Genomic DNA, 22953 nt, shown 5'->3' with positions numbered 1-22953 from the left:
CCTTCAGACAAGGTTTCGGCGATAGCTAAAGGTAGCGGTCGCGGAGTTCGCGCTTGAGGATCTTGCCGGTGCCCCCTTTCGGAAGCGGCGCGTCCGCGAACACGACTCGGCGCGGCACCTTGAAGCTCGCGAGAATACGCCGGCAGTGCTCGATGATTTCCGATTCGCCTGCGCCGGCGCCCGGCTTGCGCACGACAATCGCGAGCGGGATTTCGCCCCAGTGTTCGTCGGGTGCAGCGATGACCGCGCATTCGGCGACGGCCGGGTGTTCGTAGATGGCTTTTTCTATCTCGATGGACGGAACATTCTCGCCGCCGGTGATGATGATGTCTTTCTTGCGGTCCACGATTCGGACGTATCCGTCGGGATCGATGGAGCCGACGTCGCCCGTGTGGAACCAGCCGTGCGCCATCGCAGCGGCGGTAGCCTCAGGCTGACGCCAGTAGCCGTCCATGACCCAGTTTGACCGGACCACGATCTCGCCGCAGCTGACGGCGTCGTGCGGCAACAACGCGCCATCGTCGTCCATCGCCTCGATCGTCGCTCCGGGGATCGGCAACCCGGCGGTTCCGCGGACATCGCGCGATTCATCGGCCGACGTCGCGCCGCCGCGCTTGACGTTCGCGACGCTCAGAACGGGCGACGTTTCGGAGAGACCGTAGCCGCACGTCACGATGCAATCGGGAAGCCTCGTATCGAGCACGCGGAGTAAACTCGGCGAAGCTGCTGCGCCGCCGAGCATGACGCGCTGTAACGAACGAAGATCGCGCGTCTGCCACGAGGGATCGGCCGCAAGCGCATGCGCCATCGTCGGCACCAAAAAAACCATCGTCACGCGTTCGCGCTCGATCGTCGCGAGGACTTGGGCCGGATCGAATCGCGCGAGCATGACGTGTCGTCCGCCGACAAGCGTGATGAAGTGGGGAGAGCCCCAACCGTTCACGTGAAAGAGCGGGATGCTGTGCAGCAGCACCGTCATATCATCGCAGCGGATGCTCATCAGCGCGTGCAGAGCGTGCAGATACAGCTGCCGCTGGGTGAGCATGACGCCTTTGGGTTGCGCAGTCGTGCCGCTCGTGTAGAAGAGCTCTGCCACGTCCAACTCGTGGAGCTCGGGCCGCTCGAACGACGTCCGCGCGCTCGACAGCATCAATTCGTAGTCGACGCCGTCGACCGACGGATCGGCCGCGGCATCCCCCATGAGGACGACGCTGCGCAGCGCCGGCAGATCTCTGATGATGGGCGCGATGAGCGGTGCCAGCGCCCTGTCCAGGATCACGGTGCTCGCGCCGGCGTCGCTAAGAATGTATGCGATCTCGCGCGTCGTCAACCGGATGTTGATCGGCAGTAGCACGGCGCCGAGCTGCGGAACGGCGTAGTAGCCCTCAAGCAGCCGGTGACAATTGAACGACACATACGCGACGACGTCGCCGCGCTTGACGCCGAGTCCCAAGAGCCCGACGGAAAGCCGGTCGACCCGTTCGGCGAGCTGGCGGTACGTCAGTTGAACCGGACCGCACGTGACCGCGAGCTCCGATCCGTAGAGCGAGCGCGCCCGGTCGAGGAACTCAGATACGACGAGCGCCAGGTTCACGGGGAACCGGCGATCACGTCCATGTTCTGCCGGAAGATCGTCGGCGTTATGTAGCCTCGCCAGATCGCGCGGACAATCCCGTGCTTATCGATGAAGATGCTTTTCGGGAGACTCTGTATCTCGTACGAGCTGCCGGCCGGGCCGGGATCGAGGCCGATCAGGTACGGCAGACCGATCTGCTTCACAAAAGCGTTCACTTGCGCGGGCGACTCCAGCTCGTCGATGCCGAGAAATGCGACGCGGGATTTGTAAGCCGGATATTGCTTGACGATGAACGGGAGCTCAAGCTTGCATGGCTGACACCAGCTGGCAAAAAAATTCACGTAGAGCGGCCGGCCTTTGAATTGCGCAAGCGTGATCGACTTGCCGTCGACCGACAACAGCGCGATCGGCGGCGCCGGTTTGCCGACGGCAAGCGGCACGTCTGCCGCTGCAGTGAGCGGCTGTCCGACGGCGATCAGCGCGGCGATCGCGGCGGTGTAAAGCAGGGTCCTCATCGGTGATCGTATACCTCGTGTGCAGTGTGAGCGCGTCGCGCGCGCATCGTGACCAGATTCACAACAGTTATACGATGCGACGGCGCGATGGACCAACCAAAGTGAGAATCGGGACGGACTTGGCCGTGTGTGATGAGCCCTCCCTTCACTAACGTCAACACGCGGCCGATGGTATCACGAACATGAAGATATCCGCGCGCCAGGTCAAAGCCGCCGTCGACGCCTACTTGCGCGACCGGCTCGCGATCGGAGAGACGACGAAAACCGCGAGTCCCCCGGTCGCGAAGACGAAGCGGGATGAAGCGCTGCGTCAGTTCCTGGATCTCATGCCTGAAGAACGAGATATCGTCGTGCACGAATTGCGCGCAAAGGTCCGCAAAGGCAAATATTTCATCTCGAGCGCGGAAATCGTCGAGGCGCTCCTCGGCCGGCTGGCGGCCGGTCTCACCGCCGAATAGCCTTTCCGGCAGCCGGAACGCCCGCCGGAGGATGGTCCTCGCCGCCGGTGGAACGGCAGAGTCCCCTTTTGGCACTGACTTCGTACGGTGGCCGCAATGCTTGTTTTGACCCGCAAGCTCAATCAAGAGATCGTCATCGGGGATGACATCCGGATCACGATCGTCGCCGTCGGAGGCGATCAGGTCAAATTGGGTATCACGGCGCCGCGTTCCATACCCGTCCACCGCTCGGAAGTTCTTCGCGAACGCGAATCACACGTCGTCAAACTGGACGGCATCAGGCAGCCCGCCACGGTCGTTTAAACCCTAGGTTTCTCCGAGGAACGCACGCATCGTCGAGAGCAGCCGCGCTGCAGAGGCTTCGAGTTCGCGCGCGCTTTCGGCGGATACCGCGAGCCCGGTGAGGCCGCGCCACGCTGCGACCAATGCGACCGAGCGATAGTCCGCGAGCGAATGCGCCGCTGCCGCCGTCGCGGCTGAAGGCGCATCCGAAAGTGCGTTCGGAAGCAACGCTGCGCACGCGAGGCGCTCGCGCTGGCCGCGGTCGGCCCGCTCGAGCGCGCGCTCGAGGAACGCGAGATCGGCGGGAGATATGGTCACGCAGAGCGCGGGTTCTCCGCGCTGCGCGCCCGAGAGCGGTCGATCCGGGATGCTTTGCAGCAGCATTGCGTAGCGTGCGTCGCGATTGGCAGGCGCGCAACCGATCGCGTCTTGCAAAACCGCGTGCTCGATCGAGCCGGACCACGCGACACCCGCGAGGCTGACCCCGTCCAGCGGCCGCAAGAAGGTGAAGCCGGGCGACAGCGATTGCCTCTCGGCGAGAGGCTCGGCGGCTTCGGTGTCCTCCGATCCCGGGTCAATGATCGCGTCATCGTCGGCGACGAGGAGATCCTCGGGGGCAGCCGGTGCTCTCTCGCCTGGTCGCGCGGTCGTATGTAAACGCGCCTGCATCCGGTTCCGGCGAGCTCGAACGAGCAGCATATCGGCCGATAGCCTCGCGTCGTCGGAGTTCATGAAGCTTTCTGCCAGAAGGCCCACCAGGGACGCGCCGACCTCTGTGTATGTTCGGCGTGGCTGTGCGCCAGGCTTGGCGCCGGCACCGGGGCGATGCGCGCGAGAGAGCGAGCGTCGGCGGTCTCGACGTCGCGGACCGCGACGCGATCGCGGCCGGATTGCGCCGCATCTTCCATGCTTTCTCGCGCGAGATACGTCAATCGTCGCGGCAATCCGCCGGAGAGTCTCCAGAGCAACGCCGCCGCATCCGGATCGAAGGGCGGGTCCGGTCGCGAATAACCCGCCTTGCGCAGGCGATGCTGCAAGAGCGCTGCAGCGTCACTCTCCGTGAGCGGCTGAAGGTGCAAGAGCAGCGCGATCCTGTCGCTCAGATTGAGCTGCGCTTGCAGATTGACTGCGAGTTCGGGTTGACCGGCGATGACCACTGAAAGAAGTTTACGGTCATCTAATTGATAGTTCAGCAGCGAGCGGAGACATTCGAGAGCGGGCGGCTGGAGCAGTTGCCCCTCGTCGATGAAGAGGACGGCTTGGCGTTCCGGGTCGGCCGATGTCGCGAAGAGCGAACGCTTCAACTCATCCTTTGCAGCGCGCGCGGTGGCGGCAGTCGCGGGAAATCCAAAAGCAGCGCAGATGCCATCGAGCAAGGCCGACTCATCTTCGAACGAGGGATCGAGGATGGATGCCACCATATTTCGGTCCGACGCGAGCAGCGTGTCCTGTACCGCGTTGAGCAGCGCGGTCTTGCCGGCGCCTATGGCACCGACGACGACGGCGAGCCCTTGCCCCAGAGAAAGGCAGTCGGAAAGACGTCGCTTTCCATGCGCGCAGGCCAGCGTCTCGTAGTAGAATGAAGGATCTGCGGTATCGAGAAATGGGTCGGTTCGCAGCCCAAAGGCGTCGCGGAACATCGCGCAGACTTTCAAGCGACGTTTGGCTCGCCCCTCGCCGTGTGGATTTGCGCCAGACCACCGGCTGTGCTATACTACCGTGGGCAAAAGGCCGAAGCTATCGGCCGCTGCCAAACTTAGGGCCGTTTCCGGTCCTAGCAAACGTAATGACGTGGCCGGTCCGCCAGGTCCGGTTGGAAAGTAGGTCTCTTTTGTCTGCCTCCGCATCCGTCATCTCCATGAAGCAGCTGCTTGAAGCCGGCGTGCATTTCGGCCATCAGACACGCCGCTGGAATCCCAAGATGGCGAAGTACATCTTTCAAGAGCGTAACGGAATCTACATCATCGATCTCCAGAAGACGGTGGTGAAGATGCGCCAAGTGTATTCCGCCGTCAAAGAGATGTCGCGGCGCAACAAGATATTTCTGTTCGTCGGCACAAAAAAGCAAGCGCAAGACGCGATCAAGGAAGAAGCCGATCGCTGCGGGATGTACTACGTCACGCAGCGCTGGCTCGGCGGCACGCTCACAAATTTCCAGACCATGCAGAAGCGCATCACGCGCCTGCGGGAACTCGAGCGGATGCGCGATACCGGATCGTTCGATGTCCTGCCCAAAAAAGAGGTCAGCCGCCTCGATGACGAGCTGCAGCGCCTCGAGCGCTTCTTGGGCGGCATAAAGGATATGCCGCGTCTGCCCGACGCCCTGTTCATCATCGATCCGCGCAAAGAGCGCATCGCGGTGCTTGAGGCCCGCAAGCTCAAAATCCCGATCATCGCGGTCGTGGACACGAACTGCGATCCCGACGAGATCGACTTCGCGATTCCGGGCAACGACGACGCGATCAGAGCGGTAAAGCTGATGGCCGGAAAGATCGCCGACGCGGTGATCGAGGGCCGTACGGAAGCGGAATCCGGCGGCGAATCCAGCGAGGCCGCCGCTCAACCGCCGCCGGCTCCGCCCGCGCCGGCCGCTATGCCGGAGCCGAGTCCCGCGACGGCTTGAAGACGCACCAGGAGGGCAAGCAGCGCTTGCCCTCCGTATTACAAGGATGAGATGGAGCGAGAATCAGTTCGATGACAGTTGACTACGCGCCGAGCGCGCAAGAGATCAAGCGGTTGCGCGAGGCGACCACAGCGCCCATCATGGATTGCAGGCGGGCACTCGCCGAAGCCGGCGGCGATATGGCGAAGGCCACCGAACTTCTGCTCAAGCGCGGCCAGCAGCTCGCCGAGAAAAAGGCCGACCGTGAAGTCCGCGAGGGCATCATCGGGCACTACATCCACCAAGGCGGCCGCATGGGCGTACTCGTCGAGCTTGCGTGCGAGACCGACTTCGTCGCGAAGAACGATCAATTCCAGCGCCTGGCACACGATATCGCGGTGCACATATGTGCAGCGCGACCGCTGTACGTCCGGCGCGAGGACGTGCCTGCGGACGTCCGCCAGGCCAAGGAAGCAGAGCTCGGCTCGAAGATCGAAAAGTACTACGAGGAGTCCGTCCTGCTCGACCAGCCGTACGTCCGCGATGAGAGCAAGACGATCGCCGATCTCATCCGAAGCGCGGTCGGCGTGCTCGGCGAGAATATCCGCCTGCGGCGATTCGCCCGCTTTGACATCGGCGATAACTAACGATGACTGAGAACGGAGCGCCGGACAAACCGATCTACCGGCGCGTCCTGCTGAAGCTCAGTGGCGAAGCGTTCGCGGCCAAGGGCGGCGAGCAGATCGACGCCGAGAAGCTGTATCTGATCGCGAATCAGATCAAGGAAGTGGCGCAGGCCGGCGTTCAGGTCGCCTGCGTGATCGGCGGCGGGAATATCTGGCGCGGTCGCGCCGCCGGCTCGGAAATGGATCGGTCGACCGCCGATTACATGGGAATGCTCGCGACGGTGATCAACGGCTTGGCGCTGCAAGACGCGCTCGAGAACAGCGGCGTCACGACGCGAGTTCAGACCGCGATCTCGATGCACCAAGTGGCCGAACCGTACATCCGCCGGCGCGCGATCCGCCACTTGGAGAAGGGCCGCGTTGTGATCTTCGCAGGTGGCACGGGCAATCCGTATTTCACCACGGACACCACTGCGGCGCTGCGCGCGCTCGAAATCGGCGCCGAAGCGATTCTCAAAGCCACACAGGTCGACGGCGTCTACAGCGCGGACCCGAAAAAGGATCCCGCCGCCGTGCGCTTCCGCACGCTCGATTACTTGGAGGTGCTCAAGCTCGGCCTTGAGGTCATGGACAACACGGCGCTGACGTTGTGCATGGACAACTCACTGCCGATCGTCGTCTTCGAGCTCATGCGCAGCGGCAACATCCGCCGCGTCATCTGGGGCGAACCGATCGGAACGTTCGTCGGGAGGGCGCAAGCCGATGTTGCCCCAACTGTATAAAGACCTGGAAGAGCGCATGAAAAAGGCGGTCGAGAACGCGCGCGCCGAGTTCACGTCGATCCGCACGGGCCGCGCTAACGCAGCGCTGCTCGACCATATCCTGGTCGAGGCGTATGGCAGCGAGATGCCGCTCAAACACATCGCGAATATCAGCGTCCCCGACGCGCGAAGCCTCTTGGTGCAGCCGCACGACAAGTCGCTGATCGGCGACGTGCGTAAAGCCATCGAGAAATCCGACCTTGGCATCACGCCGAATGTCGACGGCAACGTCGTCCGTCTGGGCATTCCCTCGCTCAACGAAGAACGGCGCAGAGACCTCGTGAAGCTCGTCCACAAACGGGCAGAAGAGGGCCGCATCGCGATCCGAAATATCCGGCGCGACGGCCACGATCACCTCAAGGCCATGCATAAGGACGCGAAAGTCAGCGAAGACGAGTTCCGCCGGGCGAACGACCACGTGCAGAAGCTGACCGATCGCTATATCGGCGACGTGGACGCGCTTGTGCAAGGCAAGGAAAAGGAGATCATGGAGGTGTGAGCGCCGGGCCAGCCGCCGGAATCGTCCCCGCAGCCGGTTTTGGCGCGGCCTTGAGCGGGCGGCGCGTGCTCAATGGCGCGCTCGTCGCAGCCGCGGGTCTCGGCTCGGTGTTCTATCCTCCCGCGCTCGCGTTCATCCTCGCGATCATCGCCACGTTCGGCATAATCGAACTTCGCAATCTGGCGCGCCGCGCCGGCGGCGACTTCTCGCTTCCGGTCTCGCTCTGCGGCAGTCTCGCCTACGTCATCTTGCCGCTCCTCGGCCAACTGCAGCGATTCGAATCCGCTCTCGTCGGCTTTATCGTCCTCGGTTCGTTGCTCTCGGCTTTCCGGCACGGCACAGCCACATTTTTCGAGCGCTCGAGCCGGACCGCGTTCGCGGCGCTCTACCTCGGAAAACCGCTTTCATATTTCTTGCTGCTCGACAAGAGCGGCTCCGTCGTGCATGGCATCGCGATCACGATTTGGACGATCGTCGTCGTCGCGCTCACGGACATCGTCGGAATGGTCGTCGGCCTGCGCATCGGACGGACTCCGCTCGCCCCGCACCTCTCACCGCGTAAGACGTGGGAAGGTGCGATCGCCGCGTGCCTCGTCGCGACCGGCGCGGCGACGCTCTTGGCTCAGGCACCGCAGATCGCGGCGCCATGGTGGCTTGGGCTGTTGTTCGGATTCGCGGTCTCGTGCGCGGCCGTCGTCGGGGACCTCGTGGAATCCGCGCTGAAACGCAACGCACACGTCAAGGATTCCGGTGAGATCATGCCCGGACATGGCGGCGTGCTCGACCGCTTCGACTCCTATCTCGTCGCGGGCTTTATCGCGTACACGGTGCTCGGCGCGGCCGGGCGGCTCTAGAGAAGAAGAGTCATGCGCTCGATCGCGGTGCTGGGATCCACCGGATCCATCGGCCGTCAAGCTTTGGAGGTCATCGCATCGCACGGCGATCGGTTCCGCGCGTGTGCGCTGGCCGCCAACTCGAGCATCGACGTCTTGGCTTCCCAGGCGAACAAGCTCCGCCCGGCCGTCCTGTCGGTGGGAAAGCGCGAATACGTGGAGCGCTTGGCCGGAGCCCTCGACTACGAGCCGCGCATCGTTTGGGGTGCAGACGGCTTACGCGCGTGCGCGATCGAAAGCGGCGCCGATCGGCTGCTCGCGGCGACCGACGGCATGGCGGCGTGGCGCGCGGTTTTCGCCGCGACGCGTGCCGGCATCGACGTCGCGCTTTCGAACAAAGAGATCATCGTCGCGGCCGGCGATCTCCTCATCGCGGATGCAGCGCGCGCGGGCGCGCGCGTGCTGCCGGTCGACTCAGAACACAGCGCTGTTTTTCAGTGTCTGCAGGGTGAACGGTCTGATGACGTCGCGAGCGTTGTCCTCACGGCGAGCGGCGGTCCTTTTTGGGACTGCTCGTTCGACGAGATGCGGCACGCGTCTCCGGCGCAAGCCATGCGCCACCCGACGTGGGTCATGGGCGCGAAGAACTCGATCGATTCCGCGACGCTCATGAACAAAGGTCTCGAAGTGATCGAAGCGAGCAGACTCTTCGGCCTTTCGGGAAAACAGATCGAAGTCGTCGTCCACCGCGAAAGCATCGTACACGCCTTCGTGCTCTTCCGCGATGGCAGCGTCAAGTCGCAGTTGGCGTCGCCCGACATGCGTGTTCCGATCGGGTTCGCGCTCGCGTACCCGCAGCGTCTTCCCTCGGGGCCCGGCGCAGAACCGACGCGCCGCGCGATCGGACTCGGAGGTCGCGCGACGACGCTGGCATTCGAGCCCGTCGACGACGCGCGGTTCCCTTGCCTTCGCCTCGCCTATGACGCCCTCGCGCGCGGCGGTACGTATCCCGCCGTGCTCTCGGCGGCGAACGAAGAGGCAGGACGGGCATATCTTGCGGGGAAAATCCAACTCACCGACATCGCAGCGCTGGTCGCCGGCGCGCTCGAGGCCCACGAGAGCCACATCGTCTCCGAAGAGGCGGTGGCGGACGCGGACCGTTGGGCGCGCGCGCACGCACACGCCGCAATACTCGCAGCCGCGCACTAGCGCACGGAAGAAAAAGTCATCGGAAGTCCGGCTATCGTCGCTCTGCTCCTCGCCTTCGACCCCGCGGTCATCTGGCAAGTCGCGGTCTTTCTCCTCATGCTTGCCGTCCTCGTCGTATTCCACGAATTCGGGCATTTCGTCTTTGCGAAGCGCTTCGGGGTTCACGTCGAGGAGTTCGCGGTCGGCTTCGGCCCAAGGCTCGCATCCGTCACCCGCGGCGGCACCGCGTACAGCATTAACGCGCTGCCGTTAGGCGGCTACTGCAAGATGCGAGGCGAGGACACCGCCGACGACGGGACTGCCGACCCCGGCAATTTTCAGCACAAAAAGCTTTGGCAGCGGTTCGTCATCATTTTGGCGGGACCGGTTTTCAACCTTATACTCGCCGTTGCGATCTACGCGCTGATCGGCTTCACGTTCGGCGTGCCGACGGGCAGGACCAACATCATCGATTCGGTGATTCCCGGTGCGCCCGCAGCGCGTGCCGGGCTGCTGGCGGGAGACGAGATCGTCGCCTTCAACGGTCAACCCGTGAAGAGCGGCGACCAACTCGTCGATTCGATCCATCGTGAAGTCGTCAAACCGGTGACCGTCGATGTGCGTCGCGGTAAAGCGATCCTTCACTATCGGATCACGACGGAATCGAGCACGCTTCCCAACGGCGCCACGGTTGGGCTCCTCGGCTTCATACCGAGAACAACTTTCGTTCAGGGATCTGCGCTCGCGGCGCTTGGTTTCGGTTTTACGAACGTCGGCGATTTCGTCAACCTCGAGGTGACATCGATCGTGAGCGCGATACAGCGCCGCGACTCGTCCGCGATCCATGGCACCGTCGGTGTGGCACGGATCGTGATCCAGGCTGAGCAATCGGGCGCGATCTACGTGCTCACGATCGCCGGCGACCTTTCGGTCGTGCTCGCTTTGTTCAATCTCTTGCCGATCCCGGCGCTCGATGGCGGCCGCTTAGCGTTCCTCGTCGTGGAAGGCGTGCGCGGACGACCGGTCGACCCTGAGAAAGAAGGCCTTGTGCATCTCACCGGTTTCGCGGTGATCATGCTGCTGTTCATCGTGGTGACCTACCACGACATCGCACAATGGGTCTCCGGAAAGGGAGGCCTGTGACGCTCGATCAGGTTCCGCAGTGGAGCGGCGTGCGCGAACGCGACGCGCAGCCTCCGCTTGCTCCTCGGCGCGCCGCGCGCCGCGTGAACGTCGGACGAATCGCGATCGGCGGCGGGGCGCCGATCAGCGTGCAGTCCATGACCACGACCAAGACCGATGATTGGGCCGCCACGCTCGACCAAGTGGAGCGGCTGGCTGCGGCGGGCTGCGAGATCGTCCGCATCTCCGTGCCGGATCAGAAAGCCGCGGCAGCGTGCAAGAAGATCAAACAAGGCGCAAGCGTACCGTTGGTCGCCGACATCCATTTCGACCACCGCTTTGCTCTGGCAGCCATCGAGGCCGGCTGGGATAAACTGCGCCTGAACCCTGGCAACATCCGCGATGCGCAGAAGGTCCGCGAGGTCGTGCGCGCGGCCAAGGCGCAGTCCATGCCGATCCGCATCGGCGTGAACATGGGCTCGCTCGCGCCCGACATCGTCCAGTCGCTCGGACGCACGCCGGCAGGCATGGTAGAATCCGCGCGCCGGCACATCCGCATCCTTGAGGAGCTCGATTTTTTCGACACCGTCGTATCGCTGAAGGCGCATGACGTGCGCTCGACGGTGCTCGCCTATCGTATGCTCGCGGCCGAGTGCGACTATCCGCTCCATCTCGGCATCACCGAAGCCGGTACGCTGCGCACCGGAACGGTGAAGAGCAGCGTGGGACTTGGTATCTTGCTGGCCGAGGGCATAGGCGACACAATCCGCGTATCGCTTGCCGCAGACCCGATCGAAGAGGTTCCCGTCTGCTGGGAGATTTTGAAATCGCTCGGCCTGCGCGAGCGCGGACCGGAGATCACCGCATGCCCTTCGTGTGGCCGCGTGCAAGTCGATATCCTCAAGCTCGCGGAACTCGTCGAACAGGTGACGGCGGAATATCGCGCGCCGGTAAAGGTCGCAGTCATGGGCTGCGCCGTCAACGGACCGGGTGAAGCATCCATGGCGGATGTGGGCATCGCCGGCGGTAAGGGGATGGGGCTCATCTATCGCGACGGCGTGAAAGTGCGCTCATTGCCCGAGGCGGAACTCTTAGGCGGCCTTCGCGAGGAGATAGAAAAAGTTATCGCCGAGCGATATCCCGGCTATCGTTGAGCAGGTTCTGGTCCGCCGGTCGCGGCATGGCCGCGGTCCTTATTGCGGCCGCGGCCTTGCGCATCTACGAAGCGGTCGCGCGACCGCTCCATGTGGATGAGGGACTGTCGCTGCAGCTCGCGGGCGAGAAGGCGAGCGATGCCCTAGCCTATCTCTATCACGCGGATGTCCATCCGCCCGGTTTCACGTTCTTCCTCAAACCGTTCGTCGCGCTCCATGCTCCGGACGTCGTCGTGCGGATCGCGATGGCGCTGCTCGGCACGCTCTCCGTCTGGTTGCTCATGCGTCTGCTTCTCGTCTGGAACATGGAGCCGGGCGCCGCCGTCGCCGCAGGCGGCGCTGCCGCGTTGATGCCTTCGCTTATCTACTACGACGGCATGATCCGCATGTACGCTCCATTCGACGCCGCTATTGTGGCATCGTTCGTGCTGCTGTCGATCGCGGTGTCGGGCGGCGCTGTCTCGCCGACTGCGCGGCGCTGCGCATGGATAGGATGGACGGCCTGCAGCGCGATCAGCATCTGGCTGCTCTACCTCGGCTTTTTCTTTCTCGCGGCCCAACTGGCTTTTCTTCTCGTCGCGCGGCGCGGCGCGCTCGTTCGCGGGCTCATCGGCGCCATGGTCGCGATCTGTTCGTGGCTGCCGCAACTGCCGGTCTTCCTCCACCAGTCCCCGCGCGGCGGTCTCGCATTTGCGCAAGAGTTGAACGACGTTCCAGGATCCATCGCCGCCCTCGCCGCGCAGGCGACGATCGCGCCCTTTGCACAAGGGCCGGTACTGATGGCGTTGTCAGCGCTGGTCTGGCTCGCCGCGATCTGGGCGTTTGTGGCAACATTGCGGCGGGCCGGCTCGACAATGCTTCCGTACCTCGCGTTGCCTGCGGCGTTGACGGTCGCCGCGGCGATCGCAACGCACAAGGCGTTGTATATGGACCGCTACTACCTCGTCGCCGCGTACGCGTTGTGCGCGTGGCTCGGCGTGGCAGTTGCCGAGGCTTTGCATTCCCGTCGCTTTGCGGCACGCATCGCGCTTGCGGCAGCCGGCGCGGCGCTCGCGGCGCAAGCAATCGCATACGCCGCCATTCCGTCGAACTACACCGCGGACTGGCCGGCCGTGGAGCGCGTGCTCCGGTCAAGTGCGGCTCCGCAAGACGTCTTTGTCTTCGTCCGCGGCACGCCGATCCGCGTCATCGACCGCACAGACCTGCTGGCGGGCAGGACGTACGGCGGCCTTCTCTCGCCTGACGATGTGCAGTCCACCATCGAAGCGTTGCGCGGCCATGCGCGCATCTGGTATATCGAGTATCAACCGTATCAGGTGGATCCGCGATTGCGCATCGCACACTTCTTGGCCGCGACGTATCAGCTCGGCGGACAATGGTATTTCCCGCGCGACGTGCCGGGCGAATCTGTGCGCATCGCGTTCTTCCACACGTGACCAAGGGTTTTGCACTGGCCGCCGGAATTGAACCGCATGCGCGATGATGCGGCCAAGCGAGAGATGAAGAGCATTCCACCGAAAGGCGCGGATCTTTCGGACTGGTACACGCAGGTCTGTTTGCGCGCGCAGCTCGTGGACTATGCGCCCGTGCGCGGCTGCATCGTGCTCCGCCCGTACGGCTTCGCGATATGGGATCTGATCCGCGAGGAATTCGATCGCCGCTTCAAAGCCAGCGGCCATCAGAACGCGTATTTCCCGCTCTTCATACCCGAGAGCTTGCTTGCGCGCGAAGCCGAGCACGTGGAGGGTTTTGCGCCGGAGGTCGCCTGGGTGACCGAGGGCGGGGGCGAAAAACTCACGGAACGGCTCGCGATCCGGCCGACGTCCGAAGTCATCATCGGCATGATGTACGCACGCTGGATCCAGTCGCATCGCGACCTGCCGATCTTGATCAATCAGTGGGCGAACGTCGTGCGTTGGGAGAAAGCCACCCGCCCGTTTTTGAGAACGCTGGAATTTCTGTGGCAAGAAGGGCACACGGCGCACGCGACGCAGGCCGAAGCGGCAGAAGAAGTGCAGCGCATGCTCGAGATCTACCGGTCCGTGGCGGAGGACGTCCTCTGTCTGCCGGTGATCACCGGTCAGAAGAGCGACCACGAAAAATTCGCTGGCGCGGCCGCGACATTCGCCATCGAGGCGCTCATGCCCGACGGCAAAGCGCTACAAGCCGGCACGTCGCACGAGCTCGGCCAGCACTTCGCAAAAGCCTACGATATCAAGTTCACGGATGTGGACGAACAGATCAAGCACGCGTGGACCACATCGTGGGGCGTCTCGTGGCGGATTTTGGGCGGCGTCATCATGGTGCATGGCGACGATCGCGGCCTCGTCCTGCCGCCTGCCATCGCGCCGCACCAAGTCGTCGTCGTCCCTATTCCGAAGAAAGGGGACGATTCCGTCGCGATCGCCGCTCGCGAAATCGAAGCATTGCTCCAAGGCGTCGCGCGAACGCATGTGGACGACCGGCAGGAACAGACCGCGCCCTGGAAGTTCAACGAGTGGGAAATGCGCGGCGTGCCTCTGCGCGCTGAGATCGGCCCCCGCGATATCGCGGCGGGGCAGGTGACGCTCGCGCGCCGCGATACGCTTGAAAAAATCGCCGTGCCGCGCGAACAGCTCGCGGCGCGCGTCGTCGAGATCCTCGCCGATATCCAACGGTCGCTGCACGCGCGCGCGCTCGACGAGCGGAATCGCCGGACCGTGGTCGCGCACGACCGGAAGTCGTTCGTCGACGGGCTCGTCGCGCAGACAGGCTTCGTCTCAGCTGCGTGGTGCGCGCGCACCGAGTGCGAGCTTTCCATCAAAGCGGAGACCAGCGCCGTGTCGCGCGTCATCTCGGGCCCCGCGGATCCTGGGGCGCTCTGCGCGTACTGCGGATGTCCTGCGCCCGTCCGCGCGTTTTTCGCGCGTTCGTACTGACGCGGCGGGCCGATGCGGATCGTTGTTGCGGCGGTCGCGGCGGTGTTCATGTACCACCACGTGGCGCCTGACTCGCCCCCCGGTCGATACGCTCGCGCGCTGACGGTCTCTCCGCAAGAATTCGCGCAACAGCTCTTGTGGCTGCGCCGGCGTGGTTGCACGCTCGTGCGCGCCGCTCAGTTGGTCCGCGATGCGCGCGACGGCGAGCTCGCTCCGTGCGAAGTCGCCTTGACCTTCGATGACGGCTACGCCGATGCTTCGACGATCGCGGCCCCGCTGCTCGTCGCAGACGGCGCAGTTGGCACGTTCTTCATCTCGACCGGTCTGGTCGGAACGGCCGGCCACGTTTCGGTCGCGCAAGTGCGCAGCCTGAACGAACAGGGCATGGAGCTCGGCGCGCACACCGTCCATCACTCCGACTTGACCCTGCTCTCCGCGACGGCGCGCGCCGCCGAGATCGACGATTCGATCGCCGCTCTGCAATCGTGGACAAAAGCACCGGTGAGCGATTTTGCGTACCCCGCCGGCCGCTGGGACTCGCGCGTCGAAGCAACGCTCGCGCGCGCCGGGATCGGCGCCGCGTTCACGACCGAACCTGGCAGAATCGGACCGCGAGCGATGACCGACCTCTTCGCCTTACCGAGATACCGGGTGCTGCACGGCGCCGGCGTCGCGCTGTTCCGCACGGTCCTCGGGGCGGGCGCGTTCGCCGGACCCGCAGCACCGAGCCAAGCTGCGCTCGTCTCGATCGCGCGCGAACGCGCCGAGGGGAACGATGCTCCCATAGCCGAACTCATCGGCGTCCGGCTCCTGCAGAACTCGTATTCCGAGCCGATCGAGAAGGTCCGCGTTTTGAACGTGCCGCCGGCGACCGTCGCCGGCATCATGTTATCCGGCCGCGGGCTGCATGCGCCCGTGACGCCCGACGGATTTGAGGCGGACGCACGCGACATGGCGGCGGCGGCGCTTGCCGCCGCGCCGAGCGTCGGCGAAGTTGACGTGTGGGCGGTCGTGCCGCAACCTGTGCCGGCCGGGGCGACGGTCGCCGGTGACCTGGCCGTACCTACCGATCGCACGGTATTCTCGATCGCGGTGATCCGCGGGCGTGCGCCGGAGCGAGCATACATCGATGCGGCCTGGGCCGCAGATCTGAATCGACGAAATCGAGCATGGCGGAACTGAACGATACCTATCGCAAATCGACGCTGCGCAACGGCATCCGGGTCATCACGGAGCGCATCGCGCACGTGCGCAGCATAAGTCTCGGTCTGTGGGTCGGCATCGGATCGGCGCACGAGGAGTCCGGCCAGCGCGGCATCTCCCACGTCATCGAGCACATGCTGTTCAAGGGCACCCCGACACGCAGCGCGCGCGAGATCGCCGAGCTGATGGATTCGATCGGGGGAAATCTCAATGCCTTCACCGACAAAGAAGCGACGTGCTATCATGCGCGTGTCGTCGATGAGCATGGCCCGCTTGCGCTAGAGGTGCTCGCGGATATGTTTTTGCACTCGAACTTCGATCCGGTGGAACTGCGCAAAGAACAGCAGGTCGTGCTTGAAGAGATCCGCATGTACGACGATTCGCCCGACGAGATAAACCAAGATCTGTTCTTGAAATCCGCCTGGTCAGGCAGCCCTCTCGGGGAGCCGATCATCGGCTATGCATCCACCGTGTCGGGATTGACGCCCGAGCTCATCCGTTCGTACATGAGCGCCCACTATTCACCCGCGGCGGTGGTGCTCACGGCGGCGGGCAACGTCGATCACGACGAATTCGTCACGCAGACAGAACGTCTGCTCGGCCAGATGCGCGGCGGGTTATCGCCCGCAGACGTCGCGCGGCCCGAGTTCTATCCGGTTCGCGTGGTCCAGCGCAAGGACTGCGAGCAGACGTATATCCTCATCGGGGTCGAAGGTATGGCTGTCTCCGACGAGCGGCGGTACATCGTCTCGGTCCTCGACGCGATACTCGGGGGCGGCATGGCCTCGCGGCTCTTCCAGGAGATCCGCGAGAAGCGCGGCCTCGTCTACAGCGTGTACTCGATGCACAACGCGTATCGGCCCGGGGGAACGTTTGCGGTGGCCGCCGCGGCGCGGCCGCAAAACGCGGCAGAAGTCGTCCGTCTGATCCGCTCGGAGCTCGCGCACATGGCCGCCGCGGGCGTCAGCGATCTCGAAGTGGCACGCGCGAAAGAACACCTCAAGGGCGGCATGCTGCTTTCCCTTGAGAGCACGAGCACGCGCATGCTGCGATTGGGGCGCACGGAATTCAATGTCGGCCGCAACGTGCCGGCGGCCGAAGTCGCCGAGCGTATCGACGCGGTGACGAAGCCGGAGGTCGATGCGCTGGCCGCGTCGATGTTCGCATCCGGAAGTTTCGCGATGACGGTGGTCGGTCCGGTTGACGAGGCGTTTGACGGCGACGCGTTAGCCCAGTCAGCATAAGGCGCGGCTGTGGACGTATTCCGCCATTTCCCCGACCTCTACCTGATCGTCGCCGCTGTCCTGTACATGTTCGCCCAGGCCCTGCAGATGGCATCGGGCGCGGCGCGTCTCGCCGGCGTGCGGACGAAGCGCGTCGCGACCGGCTTGACGCTCTTCAACCTGTTCGCCACGACCGGCAGGCTGCTCAACCTCTTTTACGCGCCGCTGCTTTCGTCGCTCACCGATCATGCGCGAAGCACGCACGACGTCACCGGCTTCGACGCAAGCCTTCGCCTCGTCATGATCGCGGCCACCTTCGGCGCTGCGATAGGCGGCGCGCTCATCCCGTGGTCAGCTCGCATTCTCGCGCGCGGGATCGGATCGTTCGAACGCTCAGGATCGCTCATCGCCGCGCTCGGGCGGCTCGCATCTCCGTCCGTCTTCACGTGGGTCTTCTCGGAATTCCGGATTCCGACGGCCGCGACGCTGCGCTACCAGGCAAAGGCGTTGCCGAAATCGTTTCTCATCTGGAACGTCGTCGTCACCGCGTTCTGGGTCGCCGGACCGCTCTCGAGTCTGTATGCGAGCGTGCTGGCGCCCGAAGTGACCGCTACCTGCATCGCGCTCTCCGGTCTGATCACGGGCGTCGCGACAATCACGCTGACGCTCATCGTCGATCCGGCCGCCGCGCTCATCACGGACCAGACGGCGCTCGAACAACGTCCGGAAGCGGATGTGAAAGCAATGTTGCTGTATCTCGTGCTGACCGGCATCGTCGGCACGCTCTTGTCGCAAGTGCTGCTCGTGCCGGCAGCGGGAGTGATCGCGCATGTCGCAAGATTCCTCTATGACCATGGCATCCACCACCGCTAGACCGCTCGCAGCCGCCTTCGTCCTTGCGATGGCGCTGGCCGCCGGAGGATGCGGAGGCGCTTCCCGCTGGATGGTGGACCTGCGCACGTCGCAAGGCGATGCCGCGCTGAAATCGGGGAACGTCGCCGAAGCGCTCGGTGAATACGAATTGGCGCTGCGGCTCGATTCCAAGAACGTGCGGGCTCGGGCGGGACTCGCCACGGCATTATCGCTGCGCGCCAAAGCCGAGTTCACCGACAGTAAGCTCGATGCCGCCGGCGCGGATATCACGCAAGCGCTTGCATACGCGCCGTCAGATTCGGTCGCGCAGGCTCTTGCGACGCAGATCGAGCAGGCGAAGATCCGCCGTGAGGTCGTCTTGGCGAACTATCCGCTCTATGAGACGATGGGCACTTCGATAACCGATGGTCTGAAGACGATCGTCTCCGCGAACAAGCAGATAGCGAAAGAGCTGAAGACGTTTCGCGCCGACTACGACACGGGGCATCTCACGAAAGCGATCGTCGATTCGTACAACCTCGAGTTCGAAGCGCGCCGCTCGACCCAACGGTTGGTCAGTTATCGCGCGCTCGTGCAGTCGGGCGCGGAGAACCGCAGGGAAGCCGCGCAGACACAAGCGCCGGAACTGCTACCCATCCCCTGACGGCGCCCGCCGCCGCAGGTCGTACACACGCCAACCCGATGAAACCGGCACGCGTGCGAAGCGCTGCAGATATGCGTACAACGCTTTGTTCGCGCGCAGGCGCGGAAGTTCGACGGCGATGAAGTAGGCCGCGCCCTTCCGTTGAGCGCTCTGCATGTCGTGCACGGTCCACAGCAGCGGATCTTCCTCCCAGCCCTTGCGTCCTATGACGTAGAGCACGGACGGATCGTAGTGACCCATGACCACGAGGGCCCCTTCGGGGAGCACGCGGTCGAGTTCGCTTGCTGCCGAATACACCGGGCGGCTCCACGTGTAGTAAGCGTGGATCTCGAGCATGTTCGCGTAGACGACCACGAACAGCGCGGCGCCGAGCGCGGCGAGCGTGGGCACGTCCGCACGCAGCGCGCGTAAGCCGGCGAAACTATCGAGCGCGCCGCCCGTGATGAGCGCGGCGAGCGGCAGTATAGGAAATAGATAGTAGTCGACGCGTTCGACGTTCACGACGGTGAAGGCATACGCGGCGAACGCGGCGAGCCATCCGCCGAAGAACCATAAACGATCGCGCTCTCGCTCATCGCGCGGGAGAGCGAACCAAGAGAAAACTGCGGTCGCGAAGAGCACGGGCCCGAGGACGGTCGACGCAAGCATGCGCAAGAGCGCGAGCATGCCTTGCAAGGCGCCGAGCAGGCCGTGCGCAGACGTCAGAGCGGTGCGCAGCGCAGGCAGGACATGGAGTTGCGTGATGCCGGATGCCCAGTGCCACTCTGCGATGTCGTGCACGTGACGGAAGTAGAAGAAGCTGGGGATAAGCGTGAGCACGGCATACGCATAGAGATAGCCGTCTTGTAGCATTCCCCGCCAAGAGCGGCGCGACACTTCCAGCGCGACGATCGGAACAAACGCTATGAGCGCGACCGGTTTGGCAAGCCACGCGAACGCGCCGAAGATCACGGCCCATGCGAAATCGGCACGGTCGCGGCGATCGCAAAAACGCCACCACCAATAGAGCGTGCCCGTCATGAAGAACAGCATGACCGTGTCCGGCGTGAACGTCCTGCCGTAATACACGGCGCCCGGCGCGACCGCAAACGCAAGGGCGGCGACCAGCCCGGCGCGCCGCGAGAAAACGTCACGGCCGAAGAGATACAAGAGCACGACCGTGCCGAGGCTGAACGCTATGACGATGAGCCGCGCGAAGATCTCGTGGACGCCAAAAGCGCGATATGCCTGCGCGGCGAGATAGGGCACGATTTGGAGTTCGAGCTCCACGTAATTCGGCGGAGGTCCGTCGTAATCTGTCTGGGGCCTGCCGATGTCGTTCTCGAGTTGAGCGAAGTTGCGCGCGATCGCTGCTTCGTCGCCTTGCCTCCATCCGGGGTGGTCCAAGATCGGGTTGTGCAAGCCGTATAGCCGCAGCGCGGCCGCGAGCACGAGAACGCCGAGCAGCGGCAGCCGCCGCCGGACGGCGTCAGTCACGAGTCCGCACGGCCCTCGGTGAGATGCGTGTGACGAAACGTCCAATATTTATTGACGAAGAAATTTATCGCCATGCCGGCCAGCGTCGCTCCGAACCAGACGAACGAAGGACGGTGAGCAAGCGTTGCCGGAAGCGCGCGATCCAAGACGATGAGGATGGGTTCGCTCACCGCAAGCGCGAGCGCGGAGACCGCCAGGAACTGCGCTAGCTCCTTGCCCGCATGACCTCGGCTTCGAAACGTCCAGTGGCGGTTCCACCAATAGTTGTTGACGCCGCCCAGTAGGAATCCGATCGCGAACGCCACCGTCTTGATGATCCCGTAATGATTCAGGGCGTGAAAGACGACGAAACTCACCGCTGCGCCGGATGCGCCGACCACGCCGAACTTGAAGAACTGACGAACGCCTCGCCGCGGTTTTATGGCCACAGAGCGCGTCACGCGAGCCAATACCAGTCGGCGAAAAAGACCGTGAAGACGCCAAGCAGCGTGAGCGACAGCGAGACGATCGCGGAATTCACGACCGGACGCCTGCCCCACAGCGCCAAGAGCATGAACGCGGGGAACACGACGAGGTCGAAGCGGGGCATGCTCATGAGGCTCGCTGTGGACATCGGCACGAGAAGCGAAGCAGCGAAATAGAGCGCATACGTCGGACGCAGCGAGCGGAACGCCACGACGAGGAGCGCCAGAAACGAAAGCGTGAACGCGAGTTCCAAGAGGTGATTGATGGCGCCGCTCGACGCGATCGGCGTCCGGCTCAGCTCCTGCAGCGTGTTGCTGATGCTGACCCACGGGGGGGCGAGGTGCCGGTTCCAGCTGGCCTGCACCTTTTGGAAGTAGAGCGGGTCACCGACCAAGGCGTAGAGATACGCCATATAGACGACGAGGCCGGCCGGTATCAGCGCGAGGCCGATCGCGCCCCGAGCAAGCGTCGTGCCTCTGCGCTCGTGCCATTGGCGCCACACTTCGTATGCCAGCGGCAGGACGAGCAGCACGCCTTCCACGCGTGTGAGCGACGCCAGCGCTCCCACGACTCCCGCTGTGATGAAGTTGCCCCGCCGCGCGTAGTAGACCGATGCGACCGTCAGCGCGAGGAACAGCGATTCGGTGTATACGACGGAGAAAAAGATCGCGGTCGGAAAGATCGCGATGTAAAAGATGGCGTGGAATGCGGTCTCATGGTCGCCGAATTCCAGTTTGGTCAACGCGAAAAGATAGGCCAGCGCCACGAAGAACGCGATGTTCGAGATGAGCAGACCGGCGATGAAGTGGTCGCCGATCAAGGCGCCCAAGCGGCTTATAAGAAACGGGTAGAGAGGGAAAAACGCCATATCTTTCCCGTGATAGCCGACGGTGGCGATCGCGAGATAGTGCTGTGCATCCCATCGGCCGAGGACATCGAGCAGCCCATGTTGCGGGCTCCAATGCTGGCCCGCGCGCTGACCGATGACGATGGCGCCGAGCATCGCGACGATGATGATCGGCACGCGCGTCGCGATGAAGACGGCGGCGACGGCGCGCACCGTCAACGAAAATCGAGCGAGGACGCCGACTTTGACGGCGATCCAGAGCAGCACAACGGCGGCGAGGACGCCGGTCGCAGATGAGATCGTATTCTGATCGCTGACGACGTACGCCCAGAGCGCGTAAAAGGAGAGAAACGAATACGCGTCGGCGCGAAGCATCGTCGGTTCGCCGATGCCGATCCGCTTCGCCGCGAAACCGGCGTACAGCCGCCAGACCGCGATCGTCGCGGCGGCTGCGACGAGCATCGCCGCTGCAAGTGGAAAGTATGCTTCGGATCCGACGATGCCGTGGGTCGCAGCGACGTACCAGCCGAAGAAACCGGCCGATGCTCCGGCGCCGCCGACGACGGCGACGCGGATGCGATGACGCAAGCCCGCGGGCAGCGAGTGGCTGCCGAGCGGCTCCGCGAGCGGCTGGCGCGCCGGTTCGGCTTGAGCGGCATCCACGGCACGCGCTTTTCGCGGTTCCGCAGTACGGCCCTCCACGCGCGAACGTCTCAGCCGGATGCATGCTCCGCCGAGGGATTTGTCATGAGTTGGGCAATAGGCGGGACATGTCACGCCGCGTTGCGACGAGCATCATCGCCGTGGCCGCTTTCACGATGTGCATCTCTGCGACGGCTGCGGCGACCGACGCGACGAGTCAAACCGCGCTGTCCGGCATCTTCGTGAGCCTTGGCGCGGATTCGAACGGTACGCTCCTGACCATCGAACGCGATGGCTCGCTGCGCGCGGTGCGCGTCGCCGCCGATGCGGCCGTGACGGAAGCGGAGGCCGGGTCCGAGCCGCAGGCCGCAACCCTCTCCAAACTCATGCCCGGCGAACCCGTCGACCTCTCGCTCAACGCAAGCGGCGTGGTGACGTCCATCCTCGCGCGCTTCGCGACCGTCACGACACAAGTGATCGCCGCCCAAAACGGATACCTCGTCTGCGCCGACGGCAACGCATACAAGCTGGTCGGCAGCGCGACCGCTGCGATCGCCTCGCTGCATACCGGCATCTACGTGCTCATGCGCACGGACTCGACGTCGGGTTCGGCTTTCGACGTGGTGGCGTCTCGCACGCCGTTCCGCGGCATACCATCTCAAGCGGCATCGGTCGCCGTGACGTTCATCGTCGCGGTCCCGCCCAACACGCCGCCGGGCGACACGGTCTATCTTGCCACCAACGCGAGCTCGTGGACGCCGAACGGCGTGCGCATGACGCCGCTGAGCGGCGGGCGTTTCACGGTCGTCATGCAACTCGCGCCCGGCACGCAGATCGAATATCGCTATACGCGCGGGTCGTGGTCGACGGATGAACGCACGGCCGCCGGAACGCCGACGCCGAATCGCAGCCTTGCAGTGCAGCGGAGCGGAGCGGCCCAGACCGTGACGGACGTCGTCGCGCGATGGGCAGATCTCAATTCTTGAA

At 64.2% G+C, this 22953-nt stretch carries 24 protein-coding genes; 17 read left to right on the top strand and 7 right to left on the bottom strand.

Annotated features, from left to right (window positions below; genetic code table 11):
- Positions 1 to 25: 25 nt before the first annotated feature.
- Both VKT51_07855 and VKT51_07850 read right to left on the bottom strand, forming a co-directional pair.
- Positions 26 to 1594, bottom strand: coding sequence for a long-chain-fatty-acid--CoA ligase (locus tag VKT51_07855; GenBank protein ID HLJ84067.1), 1569 nt, complete (start codon positions 1592 to 1594; stop codon positions 26 to 28).
- Positions 1591 to 2091, bottom strand: coding sequence for a TlpA disulfide reductase family protein (locus VKT51_07850; protein HLJ84066.1), 501 nt, complete (start codon positions 2089 to 2091; stop codon positions 1591 to 1593). The genes VKT51_07855 and VKT51_07850 overlap by 4 nt, the downstream gene beginning before the upstream one ends.
- A gap of 182 nt (positions 2092 to 2273) precedes the next feature.
- Here VKT51_07850 and VKT51_07845 point away from each other — a divergent pair, with 182 nt between their 5' ends.
- Both VKT51_07845 and csrA read left to right on the top strand, forming a co-directional pair.
- Positions 2274 to 2549 (top strand): hypothetical protein, encoded by a 276-nt coding sequence (locus VKT51_07845; protein ID HLJ84065.1) that lies wholly within the window; start codon positions 2274 to 2276, stop codon positions 2547 to 2549.
- Between the two features lie 96 nt (positions 2550 to 2645).
- The gene (gene csrA / locus VKT51_07840) at positions 2646 to 2852 is read left to right on the top strand and encodes a carbon storage regulator CsrA (protein ID HLJ84064.1); all 207 of its coding nucleotides are present in this window, start codon (positions 2646 to 2648) and stop codon (positions 2850 to 2852) included.
- A 3-nt stretch (positions 2853 to 2855) separates the two neighbouring features.
- On the opposite strand, the gene VKT51_07835 is transcribed toward csrA, so the two are convergent.
- A complete protein-coding gene (locus VKT51_07835) occupies positions 2856 to 3563 on the bottom strand; it encodes a hypothetical protein (GenBank protein ID HLJ84063.1) in 708 nt (235 codons plus the stop codon).
- A complete protein-coding gene (locus VKT51_07830; protein HLJ84062.1) occupies positions 3560 to 4486 on the bottom strand; it encodes an AAA family ATPase in 927 nt (308 codons plus the stop codon). The genes VKT51_07835 and VKT51_07830 overlap by 4 nt, the downstream gene beginning before the upstream one ends.
- Before the next feature lie 203 nt (positions 4487 to 4689).
- Here VKT51_07830 and rpsB point away from each other — a divergent pair, with 203 nt between their 5' ends.
- From rpsB to VKT51_07760, 14 genes are all read left to right on the top strand, one after another.
- Positions 4690 to 5454, top strand: a complete 765-nt coding sequence (gene rpsB, locus VKT51_07825) for a 30S ribosomal protein S2 (GenBank protein ID HLJ84061.1) — start codon at positions 4690 to 4692, stop codon at positions 5452 to 5454.
- Between the two features lie 71 nt (positions 5455 to 5525).
- Positions 5526 to 6080, top strand: a complete 555-nt coding sequence (locus VKT51_07820; protein ID HLJ84060.1) for an elongation factor Ts — start codon at positions 5526 to 5528, stop codon at positions 6078 to 6080.
- A gap of 2 nt (positions 6081 to 6082) precedes the next feature.
- Positions 6083 to 6841 (top strand): UMP kinase, encoded by a 759-nt coding sequence (pyrH, locus tag VKT51_07815; GenBank protein HLJ84059.1) that lies wholly within the window; start codon positions 6083 to 6085, stop codon positions 6839 to 6841.
- Positions 6842 to 6857: 16 nt separating this feature from the next.
- Positions 6858 to 7379: a ribosome recycling factor gene (gene frr, locus VKT51_07810; protein ID HLJ84058.1), complete on the top strand. Its 522-nt coding sequence runs from the start codon at positions 6858 to 6860 to the stop codon at positions 7377 to 7379.
- Positions 7376 to 8233, top strand: a complete 858-nt coding sequence (locus VKT51_07805; GenBank protein HLJ84057.1) for a phosphatidate cytidylyltransferase — start codon at positions 7376 to 7378, stop codon at positions 8231 to 8233. The genes frr and VKT51_07805 overlap by 4 nt, the downstream gene beginning before the upstream one ends.
- 12 nt (positions 8234 to 8245) lie before the next feature.
- The gene (gene dxr, locus VKT51_07800; protein ID HLJ84056.1) at positions 8246 to 9421 is read left to right on the top strand and encodes a 1-deoxy-D-xylulose-5-phosphate reductoisomerase; all 1176 of its coding nucleotides are present in this window, start codon (positions 8246 to 8248) and stop codon (positions 9419 to 9421) included.
- Positions 9422 to 9517: 96 nt separating this feature from the next.
- On the top strand, positions 9518 to 10543 hold the full coding sequence (locus tag VKT51_07795; GenBank protein ID HLJ84055.1) for a M50 family metallopeptidase: 1026 nt from the start codon (positions 9518 to 9520) through the stop codon (positions 10541 to 10543).
- On the top strand, positions 10540 to 11676 hold the full coding sequence (gene ispG, locus VKT51_07790) for a flavodoxin-dependent (E)-4-hydroxy-3-methylbut-2-enyl-diphosphate synthase (GenBank protein HLJ84054.1): 1137 nt from the start codon (positions 10540 to 10542) through the stop codon (positions 11674 to 11676). Before VKT51_07795 ends, ispG begins: the two co-directional genes overlap by 4 nt.
- A gap of 26 nt (positions 11677 to 11702) precedes the next feature.
- Entirely contained in the window at positions 11703 to 13112 is a 1410-nt protein-coding gene (locus VKT51_07785) for a hypothetical protein (GenBank protein ID HLJ84053.1), read from the top strand.
- A 36-nt stretch (positions 13113 to 13148) separates the two neighbouring features.
- Entirely contained in the window at positions 13149 to 14594 is a 1446-nt protein-coding gene (gene proS / locus VKT51_07780) for a proline--tRNA ligase (protein HLJ84052.1), read from the top strand.
- Between the two features lie 12 nt (positions 14595 to 14606).
- Positions 14607 to 15776: a polysaccharide deacetylase family protein gene (locus VKT51_07775; GenBank protein HLJ84051.1), complete on the top strand. Its 1170-nt coding sequence runs from the start codon at positions 14607 to 14609 to the stop codon at positions 15774 to 15776.
- Positions 15764 to 17041, top strand: a complete 1278-nt coding sequence (locus VKT51_07770; protein ID HLJ84050.1) for a pitrilysin family protein — start codon at positions 15764 to 15766, stop codon at positions 17039 to 17041. Before VKT51_07775 ends, VKT51_07770 begins: the two co-directional genes overlap by 13 nt.
- 9 nt (positions 17042 to 17050) lie before the next feature.
- Complete coding sequence (locus VKT51_07765) at positions 17051 to 17893, top strand: DUF2837 family protein (GenBank protein HLJ84049.1); 843 nt, start codon at positions 17051 to 17053, stop codon at positions 17891 to 17893.
- Positions 17874 to 18536 carry a hypothetical protein gene (locus VKT51_07760; GenBank protein HLJ84048.1) on the top strand — a complete coding sequence of 221 codons (663 nt, stop codon included), beginning with the start codon at positions 17874 to 17876 and terminating at the stop codon, positions 18534 to 18536. The genes VKT51_07765 and VKT51_07760 overlap by 20 nt, the downstream gene beginning before the upstream one ends.
- Here VKT51_07760 and VKT51_07755 read toward each other — a convergent pair.
- The 3 genes from VKT51_07755 to VKT51_07745 are packed head-to-tail and all read right to left on the bottom strand — an operon-like array spanning position 18522 to position 21987.
- On the bottom strand, positions 18522 to 20012 hold the full coding sequence (locus VKT51_07755; protein HLJ84047.1) for a glycosyltransferase family 39 protein: 1491 nt from the start codon (positions 20010 to 20012) through the stop codon (positions 18522 to 18524). The two genes, VKT51_07760 and VKT51_07755, sit on opposite strands and share 15 nt — an antisense overlap.
- Complete coding sequence (locus VKT51_07750) at positions 20009 to 20440, bottom strand: GtrA family protein (GenBank protein ID HLJ84046.1); 432 nt, start codon at positions 20438 to 20440, stop codon at positions 20009 to 20011. Before VKT51_07750 ends, VKT51_07755 begins: the two co-directional genes overlap by 4 nt.
- A gap of 8 nt (positions 20441 to 20448) precedes the next feature.
- Positions 20449 to 21987: a mannosyltransferase family protein gene (locus VKT51_07745; GenBank protein ID HLJ84045.1), complete on the bottom strand. Its 1539-nt coding sequence runs from the start codon at positions 21985 to 21987 to the stop codon at positions 20449 to 20451.
- Positions 21988 to 22094: 107 nt separating this feature from the next.
- Between VKT51_07745 and VKT51_07740 the strand changes: the two genes are divergently transcribed.
- Positions 22095 to 22952 (top strand): CBM20 domain-containing protein, encoded by an 858-nt coding sequence (locus VKT51_07740; protein HLJ84044.1) that lies wholly within the window; start codon positions 22095 to 22097, stop codon positions 22950 to 22952.
- Position 22953 lies beyond the last annotated feature (1 nt).

The sequence above is a fragment of the Candidatus Eremiobacteraceae bacterium genome, from assembly GCA_035295225.1.
In the GTDB taxonomy this organism is placed as follows: domain Bacteria; phylum Vulcanimicrobiota; class Vulcanimicrobiia; order Eremiobacterales; family Eremiobacteraceae; genus JABCYQ01.
Note: the sequence above shows the minus strand (reverse complement) of the source record. Positions and strands in the feature narration are given on the sequence as shown.

Excerpts from the sequence above, each read along its gene's own strand:
- pyrH (HLJ84059.1), top strand. The coding sequence starts at position 6,083 with ATGACTGAGAACGGAGCGCCGGACAAACCGATCTACCGGCGCGTCCTG.
- dxr (HLJ84056.1), top strand. The coding sequence starts at position 8,246 with ATGCGCTCGATCGCGGTGCTGGGATCCACCGGATCCATCGGCCGTCAA.
- VKT51_07785 (HLJ84053.1), top strand. The coding sequence starts at position 11,703 with ATGGCCGCGGTCCTTATTGCGGCCGCGGCCTTGCGCATCTACGAAGCG.
- VKT51_07845 (HLJ84065.1), top strand. The coding sequence starts at position 2,274 with ATGAAGATATCCGCGCGCCAGGTCAAAGCCGCCGTCGACGCCTACTTG.
- VKT51_07835 (HLJ84063.1), bottom strand. The coding sequence starts at position 3,563 with ATGAACTCCGACGACGCGAGGCTATCGGCCGATATGCTGCTCGTTCGA.
- VKT51_07740 (HLJ84044.1), top strand. The coding sequence starts at position 22,095 with ATGTCACGCCGCGTTGCGACGAGCATCATCGCCGTGGCCGCTTTCACG.
- proS (HLJ84052.1), top strand. The coding sequence starts at position 13,149 with ATGCGCGATGATGCGGCCAAGCGAGAGATGAAGAGCATTCCACCGAAA.
- VKT51_07850 (HLJ84066.1), bottom strand. The coding sequence starts at position 2,091 with ATGAGGACCCTGCTTTACACCGCCGCGATCGCCGCGCTGATCGCCGTC.
- csrA (HLJ84064.1), top strand. The coding sequence starts at position 2,646 with ATGCTTGTTTTGACCCGCAAGCTCAATCAAGAGATCGTCATCGGGGAT.
- frr (HLJ84058.1), top strand. The coding sequence starts at position 6,858 with ATGAAAAAGGCGGTCGAGAACGCGCGCGCCGAGTTCACGTCGATCCGC.
- VKT51_07795 (HLJ84055.1), top strand. The coding sequence starts at position 9,518 with ATGCTTGCCGTCCTCGTCGTATTCCACGAATTCGGGCATTTCGTCTTT.
- VKT51_07770 (HLJ84050.1), top strand. The coding sequence starts at position 15,764 with ATGGCGGAACTGAACGATACCTATCGCAAATCGACGCTGCGCAACGGC.
- VKT51_07775 (HLJ84051.1), top strand. The coding sequence starts at position 14,607 with ATGCGGATCGTTGTTGCGGCGGTCGCGGCGGTGTTCATGTACCACCAC.
- VKT51_07760 (HLJ84048.1), top strand. The coding sequence starts at position 17,874 with ATGGCATCCACCACCGCTAGACCGCTCGCAGCCGCCTTCGTCCTTGCG.
- rpsB (HLJ84061.1), top strand. The coding sequence starts at position 4,690 with ATGAAGCAGCTGCTTGAAGCCGGCGTGCATTTCGGCCATCAGACACGC.
- VKT51_07820 (HLJ84060.1), top strand. The coding sequence starts at position 5,526 with ATGACAGTTGACTACGCGCCGAGCGCGCAAGAGATCAAGCGGTTGCGC.